Origin of the sequence: Microbacterium sp. LWH13-1.2 (genome assembly GCF_038397735.1) — a bacterium.
In the GTDB taxonomy this organism is placed as follows: domain Bacteria; phylum Actinomycetota; class Actinomycetes; order Actinomycetales; family Microbacteriaceae; genus Microbacterium.
Window position 1 is genome coordinate 309315 of the sequence record NZ_CP151635.1, and the last position, 16526, is coordinate 325840.

General features: G+C 66.0%; 16 protein-coding genes. 7 read left to right on the plus strand and 9 right to left on the minus strand.

Annotated features, from left to right (window positions below):
• The first annotated feature begins 10 nt into the window (after positions 1-10).
• Positions 11-2017: an antiviral reverse transcriptase Drt3b gene (gene drt3b / locus MRBLWH13_RS01315; RefSeq protein WP_341956551.1), complete on the plus strand. Its 2007-nt coding sequence runs from the start codon at positions 11-13 to the stop codon at positions 2015-2017.
• Positions 2018-2238: 221 nt separating this feature from the next.
• Here drt3b and MRBLWH13_RS01320 read toward each other — a convergent pair whose 3' ends face one another.
• Positions 2239-2991 carry a hypothetical protein gene (locus tag MRBLWH13_RS01320; RefSeq protein WP_341956552.1) on the minus strand — a complete coding sequence of 251 codons (753 nt, stop codon included), beginning with the start codon at positions 2989-2991 and terminating at the stop codon, positions 2239-2241.
• A gap of 37 nt (positions 2992-3028) precedes the next feature.
• On the opposite strand from MRBLWH13_RS01320, the gene MRBLWH13_RS01325 reads away from it, so the two are divergent.
• Positions 3029-3700: a hypothetical protein gene (locus MRBLWH13_RS01325; RefSeq protein ID WP_341956553.1), complete on the plus strand. Its 672-nt coding sequence runs from the start codon at positions 3029-3031 to the stop codon at positions 3698-3700.
• 608 nt (positions 3701-4308) lie between these two features.
• The gene (locus tag MRBLWH13_RS01330; RefSeq protein WP_341956554.1) at positions 4309-4632 is read left to right on the plus strand and encodes a toll/interleukin-1 receptor domain-containing protein; all 324 of its coding nucleotides are present in this window, start codon (positions 4309-4311) and stop codon (positions 4630-4632) included.
• Positions 4633-5008: 376 nt separating this feature from the next.
• On the opposite strand, the gene MRBLWH13_RS01335 is transcribed toward MRBLWH13_RS01330, so the two are convergent.
• Together MRBLWH13_RS01335 and MRBLWH13_RS01340 are read right to left on the minus strand one after the other, a co-directional pair.
• A complete protein-coding gene (locus tag MRBLWH13_RS01335) occupies positions 5009-5449 on the minus strand; it encodes a GNAT family N-acetyltransferase (RefSeq protein WP_341956555.1) in 441 nt (146 codons plus the stop codon).
• A 247-nt stretch (positions 5450-5696) separates the two neighbouring features.
• Positions 5697-6416: an alpha/beta hydrolase gene (locus MRBLWH13_RS01340; RefSeq protein ID WP_341956556.1), complete on the minus strand. Its 720-nt coding sequence runs from the start codon at positions 6414-6416 to the stop codon at positions 5697-5699.
• Between the two features lie 145 nt (positions 6417-6561).
• On the opposite strand from MRBLWH13_RS01340, the gene MRBLWH13_RS01345 reads away from it, so the two are divergent.
• Together MRBLWH13_RS01345 and MRBLWH13_RS01350 are read left to right on the plus strand one after the other, a co-directional pair.
• Entirely contained in the window at positions 6562-7227 is a 666-nt protein-coding gene (locus MRBLWH13_RS01345; protein ID WP_341956557.1) for a GntR family transcriptional regulator, read from the plus strand.
• Positions 7228-7372: 145 nt separating this feature from the next.
• Positions 7373-7732 (plus strand): nuclear transport factor 2 family protein, encoded by a 360-nt coding sequence (locus tag MRBLWH13_RS01350; protein ID WP_341956558.1) that lies wholly within the window; start codon positions 7373-7375, stop codon positions 7730-7732.
• A gap of 56 nt (positions 7733-7788) precedes the next feature.
• Here MRBLWH13_RS01350 and MRBLWH13_RS01355 read toward each other — a convergent pair whose 3' ends face one another.
• From MRBLWH13_RS01355 to MRBLWH13_RS01365, 3 genes are all read right to left on the minus strand, one after another.
• Entirely contained in the window at positions 7789-8319 is a 531-nt protein-coding gene (locus MRBLWH13_RS01355; protein WP_341956559.1) for a MarR family transcriptional regulator, read from the minus strand.
• A 76-nt stretch (positions 8320-8395) separates the two neighbouring features.
• Positions 8396-9055, minus strand: a complete 660-nt coding sequence (locus tag MRBLWH13_RS01360) for a response regulator transcription factor (protein ID WP_309686087.1) — start codon at positions 9053-9055, stop codon at positions 8396-8398.
• Complete coding sequence (locus MRBLWH13_RS01365) at positions 9048-10340, minus strand: PspC domain-containing protein (protein WP_341956560.1); 1293 nt, start codon at positions 10338-10340, stop codon at positions 9048-9050. The genes MRBLWH13_RS01360 and MRBLWH13_RS01365 overlap by 8 nt, the downstream gene beginning before the upstream one ends.
• Positions 10341-10454: 114 nt before the next feature.
• Between MRBLWH13_RS01365 and MRBLWH13_RS01370 the strand changes: the two genes are divergently transcribed.
• A complete protein-coding gene (locus tag MRBLWH13_RS01370) occupies positions 10455-11999 on the plus strand; it encodes a PspC domain-containing protein (protein WP_341956561.1) in 1545 nt (514 codons plus the stop codon).
• Positions 11996-12361, plus strand: a complete 366-nt coding sequence (locus MRBLWH13_RS01375) for a hypothetical protein (protein WP_341956562.1) — start codon at positions 11996-11998, stop codon at positions 12359-12361. Before MRBLWH13_RS01370 ends, MRBLWH13_RS01375 begins: the two co-directional genes overlap by 4 nt.
• A gap of 116 nt (positions 12362-12477) precedes the next feature.
• Here MRBLWH13_RS01375 and MRBLWH13_RS01380 read toward each other — a convergent pair whose 3' ends face one another.
• From MRBLWH13_RS01380 to MRBLWH13_RS01390, 3 genes are read right to left on the minus strand one after another with little or no spacing between them, the layout of a single operon-like run.
• Positions 12478-13698, minus strand: a complete 1221-nt coding sequence (locus MRBLWH13_RS01380) for an acyl-CoA dehydrogenase family protein (RefSeq protein ID WP_341956563.1) — start codon at positions 13696-13698, stop codon at positions 12478-12480.
• Positions 13698-14924, minus strand: coding sequence for an acyl-CoA dehydrogenase family protein (locus MRBLWH13_RS01385; protein ID WP_341956564.1), 1227 nt, complete (start codon positions 14922-14924; stop codon positions 13698-13700). The genes MRBLWH13_RS01380 and MRBLWH13_RS01385 overlap by 1 nt, the downstream gene beginning before the upstream one ends.
• Positions 14921-16411 (minus strand): LLM class flavin-dependent oxidoreductase, encoded by a 1491-nt coding sequence (locus MRBLWH13_RS01390; RefSeq protein WP_341956565.1) that lies wholly within the window; start codon positions 16409-16411, stop codon positions 14921-14923. The genes MRBLWH13_RS01385 and MRBLWH13_RS01390 overlap by 4 nt, the downstream gene beginning before the upstream one ends.
• Positions 16412-16526: the final 115 nt, after the last annotated feature.

Sequence of the window (16526 nt, forward strand, 5' to 3'; positions counted from 1 at the left end):
CCCTGCGCGGGTGGTGCTGAGCGACGTTCTGCCCTACGAACTCCCGCCGTCATTCAGCAACCGTGGCCTGTACGACTTTCTTCGTGATGCTGATGTGCGCCTCGGAACCGAAACGGTCCATGCGAGGCTGCTCGACGAGACATCAGAAGTGATCCTCGGAGTTATTCTCGGCAGGGCAGTCTCCTTCCCTGCGGGTACCACTTCTAGAACGCGCACTGCTCTCAATCTCCCTGCGGACCAGGGGGCGGTCTCCACGATCCCTTTCCAGTACACGGTCCGTCATCGGAAGAATGACTACCGCACACTGACGGTGCCGCACCCTATGGCGCAGTTGGACATCGCGCACTTCTACGAGAGGTTCGAGGATCTCATCCTCTACCACACATCCAAAAGCCGGTTCTCCCTAAGGCGGCCGGCGCGAGTCGCGCCATACGTCGTCGTGAGGGACTCGCTCTTCGCCTATCAACGGCGAACACACGACAGCATCGAACACGACGACCACGAGTACGAATGGCTGCGCTCGTACTTCACGTACCAGCGATACTCGAATGTCTACAAGTTCTATGACTCCTCCGAGTACCGATCCTGTGAGCGCCGGTTTGGATATCTCGTCAAGGTTGATGTTGCGAAGTGTTTCGACAGTATCTACACCCATTCGATTGCATGGGCGGCCCACGGTCACGATGTAGTGAAGGCCAATCTTGGCCCGCATCTCGATCGCACGTTCGGTGGCGCCTTCGACAAGCTCATGCAACGACTGAACCACAGTGAGACGAGCGGCATCACGATCGGTTCTGAAGTATCGCGGCTGTTCGCAGAGGTCATTCTTCAAGCGGTAGATCTCGAGCTTGCGGAGCAGCTTGACCGACTGGGAATGAAGTTCGGTGAGGACTACGAGGTACTGCGTTACGTTGATGACTACTTCATTTTCCTCGCGGACGAAAGTAGACGTCCGTTCGTGGTCGAGGCGTTGTCTAGGAGCTTGCGCAAGTACAAACTGCATTTGAACGCCTCGAAGGAGGAGGGAGAGCTCACGCCGTGGCTGTCGCCACTGACTATCGCAAAGAAGCGAGCTCGCCAGCTCATACGGGAAGCGACCAAGCCGCGCGATCGAGACCGCGGTGGTGTCGCCGTGAGTCGCCCATACGTCGATGCGGGCGATCTGATCGTGGGGTACAAGGCGATTCTGCTGGACACCGGCGTCAGTCACTTCGAGTTAGCAAACTATGCCCTAGCGCGAGTCGAGCGCTCGTTCGAGAAGATCCTGCGCAGATCAGGAGAGGACCTAGGCAGTGTCGAGCTCTCCAGCCAACAACTGTCTAAGCACCATCGCGCGATCACCTCAAGTCTGCTCGCGTTGACGGACTTCGTATTCTTCGTCTACTCCGGCGCTCCCCGAATGAGCCCTGCCGTCAAGGTGGCTCGAGTTTGTAGCACGTTGCTCCGATATGCACGTTCGGAGGGCGTGCCTGCTCATGATCGCGAGCGGGTCGAGATGCGCGTCCGCGACGAGCTGATGCAGCAACTTCGGCGGTCGAAGGGATCGATGAGCCCTGATGCGGTGACAGCGACACTCATCGACTGCGTCTCGGACTTGGGCGCGAACTACGCGATCCGAGAGGGTGAACTCGCAGATCTCTGCGGATTCACCAGATCAGGAGGCAAGCTCCGTGAGCCGTCGACGATGAATGTGTTGCTACTGTTCAGTCTCCTATTGCATATGAAACGCTCGAAGGCCTACCCGGAGCTACGCCAAGCGTGCGAAAGATGGATCCTCCAGATGCAGGAGCGGTCACTGATCGACGGGGAGCTCTCGCTGCTCAACCTGAATGTGCTCACCTGCCCGTTTGTTCCTCGATCCATCCGGGAGGAGATCTGCGCACGATACGCTGTGACGGTTACTGCGGCGGCAACAGCGGATCGTCTAGTCGCGAAATCTCGACGATGGAACGTTGACTGGGAGTCCTTCGATCTTTACGCCGCGCTCGAGCGGAAGCGAATGCTCGAGGTATATTGACTGGGCGCCCAGGCTCGCCCGACTTGTTCGAGCACACACACCAGCGCAGAGCGTGACGCCTGGAGAATCGCCGGAGGTGGTGGGCCGTCCTAGGGCGGCCCACCACCTCGAACCCAGCTCAGAGCGGCCGGTGGGTAGTCCTATTCCGAGCCAGTGGCTTGGAGGTTCCTGCAGCCTGTGCACAAGACCGGGTTTTCAGCTCCTCGTATGATTCTAAAGCGCTAGCCTTCCAGCTTGGGCCTGATCGCGTCGGGAGCCTCATCCAACCGGTCCAGCATCTTCTTCGGATCCTTTACGACCTCATCGTCGAGCCGGTTCGATGCGATGTCCTTGGAGTTCACAACGCGGGCTCGCGCGTGCATTTCGCCATTCTCGTCCTGCCATTGCACGTACTGCAGAGGCTCGGAATCGAAGGAGAAGGACTTCAGGTGCTTGGTCTTGTCCGCCAGGTTGGCGATAGACCCGGCGTGAGTTGCGGTGTTGTCAGCCTGGAACTTCTCAGTCGTCGCACCTTCAACCAGGCCGACGAGTTGTGTGGCCGCGACACGAACCTTCCTCTTGTCGGCGACCGCCTTAGTCCACTGTTTGAACTTCACCCATGCCGAACCTGGCTCAGCCCCAGTGATCTCGACCCGTCGTACGCCTAGACCCCGCATGAACTCGCGATAGGCCGCGATCACGTTGAGGACTTCGGCAGCGTCCGATGACGCGATGTACATGCGCCCTTCCACGACGCGAAGAGTGTTCTCATGGGTCGGCGCGGGCACTTTCGCGCGTGCTGCGCCACCTGCGTCTCGACGCCTCCGGAAGCTGAACCGATGCCCACTTAGCTCTTGAGCCGCGGGGTTGACCTTGATCAGCTCCCCGTTGATCCGGACGTAGAACTGTCCATTGCGACGAATGAGCTTGACGCCCTCACTCGCTTCCTTGGCGATACGCGCTCTGTGGTGGTCATCGGAGGTGTTGTCAGTCACAAGAGCACTGTATCGACATGGTCGCTAGATTGACTTCATGCATCCCACCCCTTCGCCCGACCCGCTGCTGATCCAAGTAGTGGGTGGAGGCGACGGAGCGCCGTGGTGGGGCGTGCCGGTGATCGCTGGGGTCTTTCTGATCGTCGGCGGGTTCCTTTCGTACTTGTGGACGCGATCTAACGACAAGCGACGAGGCGACCGAGAGCGCAACGACGCCCTCACCGAGGAACTTGTGGAACTGACTGCCGAGTTCGTCGCGCTCGGTAGCAAATTCAGCACGCTGGCTGAGAAAAGCCTAGTCACACCCTTGGATGAGTTCTTACCCGAGCTAGTCCATCAGAGCACGGAGCTCATCGGGCAACACTCAGTCCTTTTCAACCGCGCTCGTCTAGTAATGCCTCAGAGCATCCAACTGGCTGTGCAGAAGTACTCAGCGGCCTGTATCTCTCTGACGTTCCCACCCTTCGGGGAATCAAGCATGACTCCCCGAATGAACAATTACGTGCAGTCTGAACAAGACCTCGTCAACGCACTGCGGCGTCTACGCGGCCTGACGGATCTCGTAACGACTGGCGGCATCGATACACAAGAGAAGCGCATCGCCTTCGCGGACCGCGTTACGGATCAGCTCGTCAAAACGATGAACGACAACGGCATCGAGATTGTAGATGACGAGAAGAAGCCGACAGAGCCTCCGACCGTCTCATGACACAAGAAGAGCGCCCCTCTCGGAGCGCTCCCGGGCGCTTCGCTGACGAGTTACCCCACAGACCCGTATTCGCGTTCGGTGCCGATAAGTGACCCTCGTGACTAGCATCCTGAAGAGATCGCGGCCAGCCGTTTGTACAACTCATCAGCGAGATCGACCAGTTGTCTCCGGAGCGACTGGGCAGCGTCATTCCCGCATCACCAAGGCTGACCCTTGAGATTGTTGACGACGGTATGGTGCGGTCGTTGCCGAGATGGCGAACCAAGTTGTTGGCCCACAGTCTGCAGGTCTTGCAGGAACCTACGCCCCGGGACCTGCTTTCGATCGCGTGAATCCTTCTGCGATATGCGGACCTCAGCGACGACCAGGCGGCGGAAGTCGCAGCCGGCATTCGAAAGGCTCTGGATGCCGAGTCTGTTGCTTCTCGTGCTACAGCCCTTGCTCTGCAAGAGCATGTTCCTGACACTGCGGATGAGATGCAGCTCGGTCTGCGAGCCGAAGACGCTCGCGCGCGTGTTGAGGGCCCCTATCTCGAAGCCCTGTGTCGTCAGGAGTCATATGAGTCGGCGGCTCGTTACGGATGCCGATGAGGGGTGACTGGGATGCGCGTGCCACGGGGCGAACTGCGCATCGGGGACAGCTTTCGTCGCAAGATCGACTACGGGCTCGCGCACTCGTCATTCGGAGTGGTCATCTTATCGAAGTCATTTATTGCGAAGGGATGGCCCCAGTATGAGCTCGACGGGATCGTCGGTTTGTCCGTGGCCGGGAAGCAGCGCATGCTGCCGATCTGGCACGAGATCTCCAAGGACGAAGTCGAGGCCAACTCTCCGTCTCTCGCTGACAAGATCGCTCGGACGACGGTGGTGAGTACGATCGCTGAGATCGCGGACGAGGTCGTCGCCGTAGTTCGCGATGCAGATGCTGCCTAACCCAATAGACGGCCGCGTCCAACGCGCTGGCTTCTCGTGCATCAGCGAGGGCGCCCTGGGCGGCGTGAATGCGACAGCCCTGCGAGACAGCTGAAGGTTCTGACAACTTCAATGAGACTAGATCTCCGATTTGCGGACTTCGGAATCCGCAGGATTGCAAGGGGTCCCTGTCTCATTTCCGGTCAACTCTCGTGAGATCGGACAGTTGTCCCTTCTCATTGCGGTTGGCACAGTCTCGCCCGGTTGGCACAGAATCTCGCGGACGCGGCACAGTCTCACTGGCTTGGCACTGTTGGGGCGTGTCGTAGCGCGAGAACCCTGACGAGCCGTATGTTTCTCGCGGTTCTGAGTATCGGAGCGTCCTGTCCTCCCGCGTCTATCCGTTCTTCCTACCGTCCCGCTGCGCGGGCTCGATGAGCCTGAACAGCCCGGTCATGTCGCCGGAGCCGAAACCGCGAGAGGTGTAGAGGTCGGTGCCCGCGGTGGTCGAGAACAATCCGACGAAGGCCGTTGCCGGGGCGACCATGGCGATTCGCTCCGTCAGGCGGTCCAGCATGCGCGCCCCCAGGCCGGTCTCCTGAAAGGCCGGGAGGACGGCGAGATCCTGCACGTAGAAGTACTTCACGCCGTCTCCGACGACGCGCCCCATGCCTACAGCCGCGTCTCCGGCATAGGCGACCACGCCGAACGTCGAGCCGGCCAGGGAATCTGCGATCGTCGCCCAGTCGAAGGCGTCGTGCCAGCCCACCGATTCAGCGATCGATCGATGCTCGGCAGCCGTCGCCACCCGGTCGAGGATTGTCGTCGCTTCAGTCATCTCGGTCCGTTCGCGTGTCCGGGGCGTGACGATGTCGAACTCGGATCGCCGTGATCGAGCATCGCCGAGCATTCTGCCACGGCCAGCGTGATCCCTCTCCTCGTTCCTGTCACAGGTCGTCGCGTTCAGAGCGCACACCGCATGCCCTGATCGCGACGGCCGTGGCCGCGGGAGCGGCTGGTCCTGCGAAGCGGCCCGGGGTCAGCGCACGTTGCGAGCAGGCTGACCCCGGGCCGGATGAATGCCGTCAACGGGCGACGGCCACCGCCGCCGAGGCTGCGGCGCCCGCGGCCGTGGCGATCACGTCGGCGACGGCGTCGGCCTGAGTGATGAACAGGGCATGGCTGCCGGGGACGTTGGTGATGTCGGCGCCTACGCGGGTGGCCATGTGCTGCAGCATCGCCTGGTCGAACGCCTTGTCGTCGGTGGCGATGACCGCCCAGCTCGGCTTGTCGTGCCATGCCGCCTGTGTGACTGCCTCGCCGAAGACGGCCATGTTCACCGGTACCTGGCTGTCGGCCATGAACATCGCATCGGCGGCGTTGACGTCGGCGGCGAACCCCGAGTGGAAGGCTTCGCGGTTGAGGACGCCGAAGCCCTTGTCATCGACGTCGATGATGAACTCGGGCGTGGCGGCGAAGCCCTCGTACTGCTGTCCGCTGGTCTCGCCGACATCGGGGATGAGTGCGGAGACGTAGACCAGGCCGGCGACCTTCGGGTGCACGCCGGCCTCTGTGATGACGGTGCCGCCCCACGAGTGCCCGACGAGGATGGTCGGACCATCTTGAGCGTCGAGCACTCGGCTCGTCGCCGCGACGTCATCGGTCAACGACGTGAGCGGGTTCTGAACGATCGAGACTCGGTAGCCGCGAGCGCTGAGGACGTCGTACACCCGGCGCCAGCCGGACCCGTCCGCGAAAGCCCCGTGCACGAGGACGACGTTCTTGATCTCTTCAGTGGGTTCCATGATCTCTTCCTTCGGGTTCGGCTCTGGATGAGCGGGTGTCAGTGAGGTGTAACGCAAGCAATACGCAATATATTGCATATCCATATGTCGCTCAAGAGGGCGTGTCGACTTGCGCGAGTGATGTTCGGCGTGAGCAATATATTGCATGCCGATTCCTCAGCGGGCCCCCGGTGTCGACCGCACGCTCCTTCGAGACGATGTGTTCCGTCGGCTGCGTGATGCCATCGTCGACTGCACGTTCCTTCCTGGTGAGCAGCTGAAGGATATGGAGCTCGCCGAATGGCTCGGAGTGAGTCGGACGCCTGTGCGTGAAGCGCTCCTGCGTCTCGGGGCGAGCGGGCTCGTGGTGTCGAAGCCCGGCCGGTCCACCGCCGTGAGCGCGATCGACCCCAAGGCTGTTCGTGACGCTCGAGACGTCGTCGCGGCGATGCATGTGCTGGCTCTCCGGGGGATGGCGGGGAATGCGAACGAGGGCGAGCTGGACCGCATGAGGGCGGCCAACCGCCGCTTCGCTGTCGCGTTGGATGCCGGAGACATCTCTGCGGCCGTGGATGCTGATGAGGAGTTTCATCAGGTGCCTGTCGCGTCACTCGGAAACGATGCGATCGTGGCGGTTCTGGATCAGTTCGGTCCTGTCGTGCGTCGCGCGGAGCGGTCGCGCTTCGCAGCGGACGGGCAAGCATCCTTCGAGCGTCACGAGCAGCTCATCGCACTGCTGGCGAGTGGAGACGCCCGGGGAGCCGAGGATCTGACTTTCGACACCTGGCATTCCCTGTCCGTCGACGAGGACTCCTCAGTGGAACCTCGCTGAACCGGGCGACGCCCGCGAGTACGGCTGCCTGCGAGTTGATCAGATGCTGTCCTATGGGACAGTATCTAGTGGTACTGTCCTGTAAGACGGTTTCTGCGTCGAGACCGAGGAGAGCACCGCGGTGCTCGGGACAGAAGGGAAGACCATGAGCAGGACACTGAGGAACGAAGAACTGCCGGCCGCCGCGCTCGGCTTCGTCGACGGATGGCAGGGGCGGGACGCGGGGAAGGTCGAAGCACTTTTCACTGAGGCAGCGGTGGTCGCGGACCAGGGCGAGACCTTCCGCGGTCTGGATGAGATCCGATCATGGATCAGCGGATCGATCGACTTGTTCGCCACCACGCTCACGTTCCTCGGAGCGCGCGAGGTGGACGGAATGGTGGGAGCGTCGTACCGCCTCGAAGGGGATTTCCCGGGCGGAGTCGCCGAGCTGGAGTATCAGTTCCATCTCGACGCCGAGGGGCAGATCGTTCGGCTCGACTTCGCACCCGCGCAGTCGTTCTAGTCGATCAGCACAGACGGGAGAGGCCGCCCCGGATCGGAGGCGGCCTCTTCTGGGCGTCACCTCCGGGATGGGAGGAGGCCCCGTGCGAGCATCTTCTCAGCCGAGGTGATCGCATCCTTGACGAATCTCGCCGTCAGGGCGGTGTACTCCTGGACGTCGCTTGCGGACCACCCGTCAAGGACTTCGGCGATCATCCGGTCGCCGAGCGCGTACACGCCGTGCGCGGCGGCTTCGCCGGCCTCCGTGAGGGCGATGAGGGTCGCCCGACGATCGGAGGGGTCGGTGGTCCTCTCCACCCATCCGTCCGCTTCGAGCCGGCGGACGATCTTGCTCACGTGCGATGCACCGGTCGCGAGCACTTCGGCCAGGGCGGTCGGTCGCATCGGGCCCCAGGCGAGAAGGTGCCGGAGGGTGGCGTGCGATTGCTGGTCGATGCTCTCTCCGCTGGCCGCCAGCACGTCGCCCTGAAAAGCCGGAGAGTCCCACAGGAGGATCAGTGCGCTGAGGTTGGCGAGGAGTTCGGAGCGATACGGGAAGTCGCTGGCGCGGCGGGGCCGCGTCATGCCGGAGTCTGCACTGCTGTCCATCCTCAGACTCTACTGACGCGCCCTCGCAGAAGTGTGAGTCGTACGCTGCCCGAGGCATCCCGAGGAACAGCCCCTGCTAGAGCAGACGACGCTGCGAGGCCCACACCGTGAGTTCGTGGCGCGACGACAGCTGCAGCTTTCTCAGCACCGATGAGACGTGCGTCTCGACCGTCTTGATCGAGATGAACAGCTCTGCGGCCACCTCCTTGTAGGCGTATCCGCGGGCTATCAGCCGCATCACCTCCTGCTCGCGTGCCGACAGTCGATCGAGTTCGTCGGTCGTCGTGGCGATCTCGCCGGCGACCGCGCCGAACGCGTCGAGCACGAACCCGGCGAGCCGCGGCGAGAACACCGCATCCCCGTCGGCGACGGCGTGCACGGCGCGGCTGACCTCCCCGCCGGATGAGCCCTTGGTGATGTAGCCGCGCGCACCGGCGCGGATCACCCGCACGACGTCGGCTGCGGCATCCGACACGCTCAGCGCCAGGAACCGGGCCGTCGTCGGCAGCGAGCCGCGGATCACCGACTCGCCGCCGGTGGAGTCGTCGCCGCTGCCACCCGGAAGGTGAACGTCGAGCAGCACCACATCGGGCACTGTCTCGCGGATCATCGCAATGGCGGACGGCACGTCGGCTGCCTCCCCGACCACCTCGACGCTCGCATCGAGATCGGCGCGGAGCCCCGACCGGAAGATCGAATGGTCGTCGACGATCACGATCCGGATGCTGTCAGCCACGAGCGTCCTCGCCTTCATCCGTGTTCGCCGGCGCGTTCGGCATCTGCGCGTTCGCCGCGCCCCGCGGCACGGTCGACAGTCGCAGATGCACCTCGGTGCCGCTCTCATCGCTGCGCACGGTGCCCGAGCCCCCGGCTCGACGCATCCGACCGATGATCGACTCCCGCACGCCCAGGCGGTCGCCCGGCACGTCGTCCAGTCGGAAGCCCGGACCCCGATCACGCACGAAGACGTCGACGTCGGTCGCATTGCCCTCGATGTAGACCGAGACCTCGCCCGTCGCGTGCCGTGCGGCATTCAGCATCGCCTCTCGCGCCGCCGCGGCGAGTTCCCCGCTCGCACGCTCGGTGGAGAGGCCCGCCGAGACCACCTCGATCCGCACCGGGTAGTCGAGCTCCAGGCCCCCGGCATAGTCGCGCAGGTCGGTCGCCAGATCGCTGTCGGCCGGGGCATCGCCGTCGTACAGCCAGGCTCGCAGCTCACGCTCCTGCGCCCGTGCGAGCCGAGCCGCCTCGCTCGATGCGCCAGCCCTGTTCTGGATCAGCGCGAGGGTCTGCAGCACGGAGTCGTGCAGGTGCGCGGCCATCTCACTGCGCTGCTCCTCACGGATGCGCCGCACGCGTTCGCCCGCCAGGTCGCGCCACCGCGGAATCAGGGTCGACATCAGCACGGCGAGGATGCCGGCGAGCGGGACCAGCACGAGTGCGACACCGATGCTGCCGACAGGCCGGGTCAGGAGCAGGCCGAACAGCATCGCGAGGAGCGCGATCGAGAGGATCCTGACCAGCATCGTGTGTCGAGGCCCGCGGGCGGTGTCGGTGCGATCGATCAGGGTCGCCCACAGCCCGGCCCCGGTCACCGCCCCCACGGTGCCGAACACGACCACGGCCGCCGCATCAGGCGGAATCGTTCCCGAGATCCAGTCGCTGCCGCCGCGCCAGAAGAGCACGATGAGCATGCCGAGGCTCGCAGGGGCGAGCAGCATCCAGGCCACGGGCACCCGTCGCGACGGGGTGCCGTCGCCGTCGGCCCAGGGCGTGAACGCCCAGCACCATGCGTAGAGCAGGATGCCGGCCCCGCCGCACATCGTGAGAGCGATGAAGAGCGCACGGACCATCCACACCCGCACGCCCAGGTGACGGGCGAGACCCGCGCTGACGCCTGCGACCAGGCAGTCTCTGTCGCGTGTCAGGGCCTGACGCGGCTCGGGCTGGAGGTCTCCTCCCTCACGCGACGACACGACGGAGCGAGAGGGTCGCGCAGACGCGGTCGCGGAAGAGGACATGTCGACATCCAATCATCCGGCGCACGGATCCGTGACCTCCCCTGGAGAGAATCAGGGGTCGCTCAGGGGTTCACCCCATGGCAGGGATCCGACCGGGGGAGACAGGATTGACACATGACGATTCCGACCGCGCCACCGCCTCCCGCCGACCAGGCCAGCCCGCCGAGGACGGCCGTTCCGCACGGCGCCGAGCGATTCCTCCTGTGGGTCGCCGGTCTCGGAGTGGTCCGCTCCGACGGATGGCTCGGTGGGGTCGCCGCCGGCATCGCCGCCCGGTTGCGGATCGACCCGCTGATCGTGCGCGGCGTCCTCGTGGTCGCAGCGCTCTTCGGCCTGCCGGTGATCTTCCTCTACGCCCTCGCCTGGGCGCTGCTGCCGGATCTCGACGGCCGGATCCACGTCCGCGACCTGCTGCGGCGGGACTACCAGCCCGTGCAGCTCGGTCTTCTGGGCATGGCCATCGTCGGGCTGATCCCGACGGCTCCGCTCACCGGACGCCTGTTCGGGTTCGGATACGAGAGCTGGTCGGCGCTGGCGGTCTTCAGCTGGATCGTCGGGCTGGTCATCGTAGGTGGACTGCTCTTCCTGATCGTGCGTGCTGCAAGCCGCACCCCGGGTGCTTCCGCGCCTGATCTGCCGGTGGCTTCCGCAGATCCGGTGGCCCCGGAGGCATCCGTTCCCCTCGGCGGTTCGGGTACCGCCGAGGGGGCGGATGCCACATCCGCCGACTCGTCCGAGGTGTACGCCGCACCGGCCGCGTTCATCGACGACGCACCGCCCGCACCACCCGCGCCTCTTCCCTCCGGGGTGCAGGACCCGGCCGAGGTCGCCGCGTGGCGGATCCAGCACCGGGCGTGGAAGGAGCAGGACCAGGCGTGGCGCCGGCGGCAGCAGGATGCCGAACGCATGGCGCGCGATCAGGTCAGACGCGAGCGTCAGGCGGAGGCAGCGGTGTTCGCCGCCGAGGCCGCGGAGCGCCGCCGCATTCGTCGCGCCTCCCGCCCACGCGCGGGTTTCGCGATCGTCGCCTCGGTCATCGGCCTCGCCATCGTCGTCGGCGCTCTGGTCGGGCTCGGCAACGGCGACGCCGCAGTCGGCGGTGCCCTCGGCCTGCTGTCGGCCGCACTGGTGCTCGCGATGGGGATGATCGTCGCCGGTGCCCTCCGACGGCGCAGCGGCTTCCTCGCCTTCGCGACCGTGCTGACGCTCGTCGCCGGACTGGTGGCCGGCGGGTTCTCCGCCTTCCAGGGCGTGAGCATCGGCTGGGCATCGATCTCGAACAACGAGGCCGCGCACGTGCGCCAGCCGTTCGGTGACCTCTCCATCTCGCTCAACCGGCATGACGACGCTCCGCGGCCGATCGTCGTGGAGAAGGGTGCCGGCAGCACCTGGATCTCCGTCGACCCCGGTGTGCAGCTGCAGCTGCGGGCGACCGTCGGAACCGCCGACGTGAGCTGGACGCGGGTCGAGGCCGGCACCGGCGCGATCATCGACAGCGGCACATGGACGGCGACGGAACGCGACGGCGAATCGGTCGTGGCCGAGACGATCTCGGCCGAGAACGCACCGACGACGACCGTGCAGCGGGTGACCATCGCGCAGACCAGCGGCGAGATAGACATCACCCTCATCGAGGCTGAGGAAGAGGACGAGCGATGAGCACTCAGACGACCACCGAGGCGGGCACAGCAGCGGCGACCGCTGCATCCGCACCCCACGCCGAGGCGGTCACCCCGCCTCGCACCCGCTGGGCGGCCATCGTCTGGGGCGTCCTGTTCGCCGCCGTGGCGGCGACCTCGCTCTGGCTCATCGCCGACGATGACCGCCGCTCGGGCGTCGCCGACTGGGCGCTCACCCTCACACCCGTCACGATCAGCACTCTCATGATCCTGACCATCGGCGTGCTCCTGCTCGTCACCGGCGCGACGGCGTTGCTCCGCACGGTGCAACGCCGGACGGTGCAGCGCCGGACGAGCGCCAGCATCCCGCCGCATTCCGTCGACGATCTTCCCATCGAGTAGCTCGAGGGACGTGGTTCACGAGGCACCCGGCTCATGCGGCTTCGGCCAGAGAACCGGGTGCCTGCGTCGTTCCCTCCGCCTCGAGACGGGCGAGGTGGGCAGCCTCGGCGAACGACTCAGCGCTCGGCCGTGATCGCCTCCAGAACCTTCCCCTGCCCGACCGACCAGACGAACTCGGGCGTCCGGCCGTTCACGGCATGATCGCCGAGCTGTCGGGCCTTGAAGATCCACGGGTTGTGCGATGACACGGTGCGAGCGTTCCGCCAGTGGCGGTCGAGAGCGGTGCCCGACCTCACAGCAGACGCGCCGAGCGTGTCGAACAGTCGCGAGGCCGCACGAGGAACCAGATCGGTGAGCACGATCTGCGCGTGCGACGACGCGAGCTCCGCCGCGACGACCGCATCCTCCGTCTCCGGCGTGCCGAGCACGTCGGCGGCATGCTGCACCGCTCGGGCGACGTCGAGCACGAGCGCCCTGGCCGTCGCCCTCGTCGCCGTCAGCTCGCCGACGATCTGCAGGATCTGAGGGTCGTCGGCCACTCGTTCGGCGCTGCCGTGGCTGTAGGTGCGAGTGCGTGCCCGCACCTGATCGACGGTGTCGCGCTCGATCGCGGCGGCGATCCCGGCCAGCACCGACAGCAGCGTGAGCTGATAGACGGCCGTCTGATACGGGAAGCGCGAGGTGAACGGCTCGACGTCGTCTTCATCGACCGAGGCATTCTTGAACACGGCAGTGCCGGTGCCCGTCAGCGGCTGTCCGAAGCCGTCCCAGTCGTCCGAGACCTCGACGCCGTCCTGATGCCTGCGGATGAGGGCGGTGACGGTCGTGCCGTCGAGGTCGACCGTCGCATCGATCCACTCCGCGAAGATGCTGCCTGTCGTGTAGAACTTGCGTCCGTCGACGCGCCAGCTTCCATCGGGGCGCCGGGTCACGCGCGTCGCATTCGTCCCCACGGAGGCGGCACCGTTCTCCGACCACGCGTTGCCGACCAGCTCTCCGTCGGCGATGCGCTCGAGCCAGCGGGAGCGCCGCTCACTCGGCGTCGCAGCCAGGATGTGCTCGACGTACGCGATGTGGCCACGGAAGATCTGCGGGAGGTTCGAGTCGGCCGAGGCGAGCTCGATCAGCACCTCGGCGAAGGATTCCCAGTCCAGCCCGAAGCCGCCGTGCTCGATCGGCAGCCGGAGCCGACCGAAGCCCGCTGCGCGCAGGGCGGCGACCTGGGCGAACGGCAGCTCGTGATCCTTCTCCCGTGCGATCGTGCCGGTCGCGATCTCGTCGAACAGCGGACGGAATCCGTCGAGGGCGGCCCGGAGCCGCTGCGTCTGCGCGCCCATCAGGTGTACAGCGAGATCGGCTGCAGCTCGCCGTTCAGCGTCCAGGCGCCGACCTCGAGCTTCTTGTAGTCGATCGGATCGTGCAGCGAGTGCGTGCGGACGTTCCTCCAGAACAGGTCGAGTCCCACGTCGGCCCGGGCGGAGCTGGACCCGGTGATCTCGAAGATCCGGTTCGCGACCTCGATGCCGACCTCGGTCGAGACGACCTTGACCTTGGCTATCTCGATCGCCAGCTCGCCGCGACGCTCGGCCGTGACGGCGTCTCCTTCGTCCACGACCTCGTCGAAGAGACGGCCGGCGCGGTCAGCCAGCGCCTCCACGGCCGCGATACGAGAGGCGAACTCGCCGACGACGCGCTGCACGAACGGGTCGTCGCGGTACGAATCGGCCTGGCTGAGGAACCAGGCGCGTGGACGTGCCCGCACGAGGTCGAGTCCGCGCGCGAGCGCTCCCTCGGCGATGCCGAGATACAGGTTGCCGAAGGCGAGCTGGATGCCGGGGGTGATCAGCGTCGAGAACGGCTCGTCGCCGAGTTCGCCGAGCACATCGTCAGCGGACACGCGCACGTCCTCGAAGTGCACCGAGCCGCTGGCGGACAGGCGCTGCCCGAGCGCATCCCAGTCGCCGAGATAACGGATGCCGTCGCGGTCGTGGTCGAGCACGACGAACAGCACCTGGCCGTCGCGCTCGCCGCCGCGGACGAGCGCTGCGGCCAGCACCACGTCGCCGGCAGACGCACCGGTCGAGAAGCGTTTGAGGCCGTTCAGCCGGTATCCGTCGCCGTCTGCGGTCAACTCGAGGTCGGGATCCGTCGGGTTCACGGAATCGCCCCAGACCCAGCGCCCCTCGGTGGTCTTGCGGTGCCATTCCTCCTGCACCGACGGGTCGGCAGCGAAACCGATGTTGCCCGAGTTGATGTAGTGGTACGCGAGGACCTGCGCGACCGAGGCATCGGCACGCGACAGGATGCGGATGACGAGGAAGGCCGTCTCCCAGTGCGCTCCGCCGCCGCCGAATTCGGCGGGCTGCAGCAGCGTCACCAGGCCCGCGTCGCGGAGCAGGTCGAGCTCGACCGTGGGGTCTGCGTTCGCGCGGTCGCGCTGCAGGGCGTCGGTGGCGAGCTCGGCGGCCACGCGTTCGGCGACTCCGCGCCAGTGCGCGCGCTCCGCGGCATCCGCCGTGCCCGTCCACCGGCTGCGGTTCGTGGTCTCTGCGATGACGCTCATCGGGCGTCCTCCTTCTCGGTGAGTGCGGTCAGGTCGTCGAGTTCGGCCGCGTCACCGGGGGCCGCGGCATCCACCAGTGGGCCGCCGCGCGTGCCGTCGAGGGCGGATGCTCCGCCGACGTAGGCGCCGCGATACGAGTGCGCGGGGTGCCACTCGGGCACGACGGGGGAGCCGTCGCCCGAGAGCCGTCCTCGCAGCGTTCCCTCGGGGTAGTCGTCCCAGGTGCGTCCGCGACGGCGCAGCTCGGGCACGAGGTGTTCGACGATGTCCTCGAACGATCCGGGGGTCACCACGTAGGCGATGTTGAAACCGTCGACGCCGCCGACCTCGACCCAGCGCTCCAGCTCGTCGGCGACCGTCTGCGGACCACCGACGATCACAGGGCCGATGCCGCCGATTCCGACGTAGTGCGCGATGTCCCGAGGCGTCCACTTGCGGTCGGGATCTGCTTTGGTGAACACCGACAGGGCGGAGCGCCCTGCGTCCGTGTCGACGTACTCCAGCGGCACGTCGGGGTCGTACTGCGAGAGATCGAGTCCCGTCCACCCGGCGTAGAGCGCCAGCGCTCCCTCGACCGAGACGTAGCCGCGGTAGTCAGCGAGCTGCGCCTCGGCCTCCTCGTCGGTCGCTGCGACGACGACCGTCACGAGCGTGAGGATCTTGACCGAGTCGCGCGGGCGGCCGAGCGCCTCGGCCCGGTCGCGGATGTCATCCGTCACAGGCCGCGTCGACTCGGGGCGCAGGCCGTTGATGAAGATCGCCTCGCCGTGCGTCGCCGCGAACTGGCGTCCGCGGGGCGACGCGCCCGCCTGGAACATCACCGGCGTGCGCTGCGGGCTGGGCTCGGCGAGATGGATGCCGGGAACGCGGTAGTGCCGCCCCTCGTGGCCGATCGGATGCACCCGCGCCGCATCGGCGAAGACGCCGGCCTCGCGGTCGCGGAGCACCGCGCCGTCCTCCCACGATCCCTCCCACAGCTTGTACGTCACGTCGAGGAACTCCTCGGCGATCTCATACCGGTCGTCATGGGCGATCAGCGTGTCGAGCCCGAGGTTGCGGGCCGCGGAGTCGAGGTAGCTCGTGACGACGTTCCAGCCCACGCGTCCGCGCGTGAAATGGTCGAGCGTCGAGAAGCGGCGGGCCAGAGCGTACGGCTGCTCGTAGGTCGTGGCGACCGTCACACCGAATCCGAGGTGCTCGGTCGCGTGCGCCATCGCGGAGATCTGCACGACCGGGTCGCCGAGGGGGACCTGCGTCGCATCGCCGAGCGCCGTGGCAGCCGAGTCGCGGTAGACGTCGTAGGTGCCGAGCACGTCGGCGATGAAGATCGCGTCGAATCTGCCGCGCTCCAGCGTCTTCGCGACATCGACCCAGTAGTCGAGATCGTGATAGCGATCGGCCTGGTTGTCGGGGTGCCGCCAGAGCCCGGGGGCCTGGTGTGTCACGCACGTCATGTCGAAGGCGTTCAGGATGATGCGACTGGGCACGGTGCTCCTCTGGAAGGTAGGGACTTCGCGACCATAACCACTCGAGCCGAGCGATGTTGCGCCGGATGACTTCGCGCGTCGCACGACGACGAACTGTTACGCCTGCGATGCGGGG

Excerpts from the sequence above, each read along its gene's own strand:
- MRBLWH13_RS01365 (WP_341956560.1), bottom strand. The coding sequence starts at position 10,340 with ATGTCCTCTTCCGCGACCGCGTCTGCGCGACCCTCTCGCTCCGTCGTG.
- MRBLWH13_RS01325 (WP_341956553.1), top strand. The coding sequence starts at position 3,029 with ATGCATCCCACCCCTTCGCCCGACCCGCTGCTGATCCAAGTAGTGGGT.
- MRBLWH13_RS01355 (WP_341956559.1), bottom strand. The coding sequence starts at position 8,319 with ATGGACAGCAGTGCAGACTCCGGCATGACGCGGCCCCGCCGCGCCAGC.
- MRBLWH13_RS01370 (WP_341956561.1), top strand. The coding sequence starts at position 10,455 with ATGACGATTCCGACCGCGCCACCGCCTCCCGCCGACCAGGCCAGCCCG.
- MRBLWH13_RS01375 (WP_341956562.1), top strand. The coding sequence starts at position 11,996 with ATGAGCACTCAGACGACCACCGAGGCGGGCACAGCAGCGGCGACCGCT.
- MRBLWH13_RS01350 (WP_341956558.1), top strand. The coding sequence starts at position 7,373 with ATGAGCAGGACACTGAGGAACGAAGAACTGCCGGCCGCCGCGCTCGGC.
- MRBLWH13_RS01335 (WP_341956555.1), bottom strand. The coding sequence starts at position 5,449 with ATGACTGAAGCGACGACAATCCTCGACCGGGTGGCGACGGCTGCCGAG.
- MRBLWH13_RS01380 (WP_341956563.1), bottom strand. The coding sequence starts at position 13,698 with ATGGGCGCGCAGACGCAGCGGCTCCGGGCCGCCCTCGACGGATTCCGT.
- MRBLWH13_RS01340 (WP_341956556.1), bottom strand. The coding sequence starts at position 6,416 with ATGGAACCCACTGAAGAGATCAAGAACGTCGTCCTCGTGCACGGGGCT.
- MRBLWH13_RS01385 (WP_341956564.1), bottom strand. The coding sequence starts at position 14,924 with ATGAGCGTCATCGCAGAGACCACGAACCGCAGCCGGTGGACGGGCACG.
- MRBLWH13_RS01345 (WP_341956557.1), top strand. The coding sequence starts at position 6,562 with ATGCCGATTCCTCAGCGGGCCCCCGGTGTCGACCGCACGCTCCTTCGA.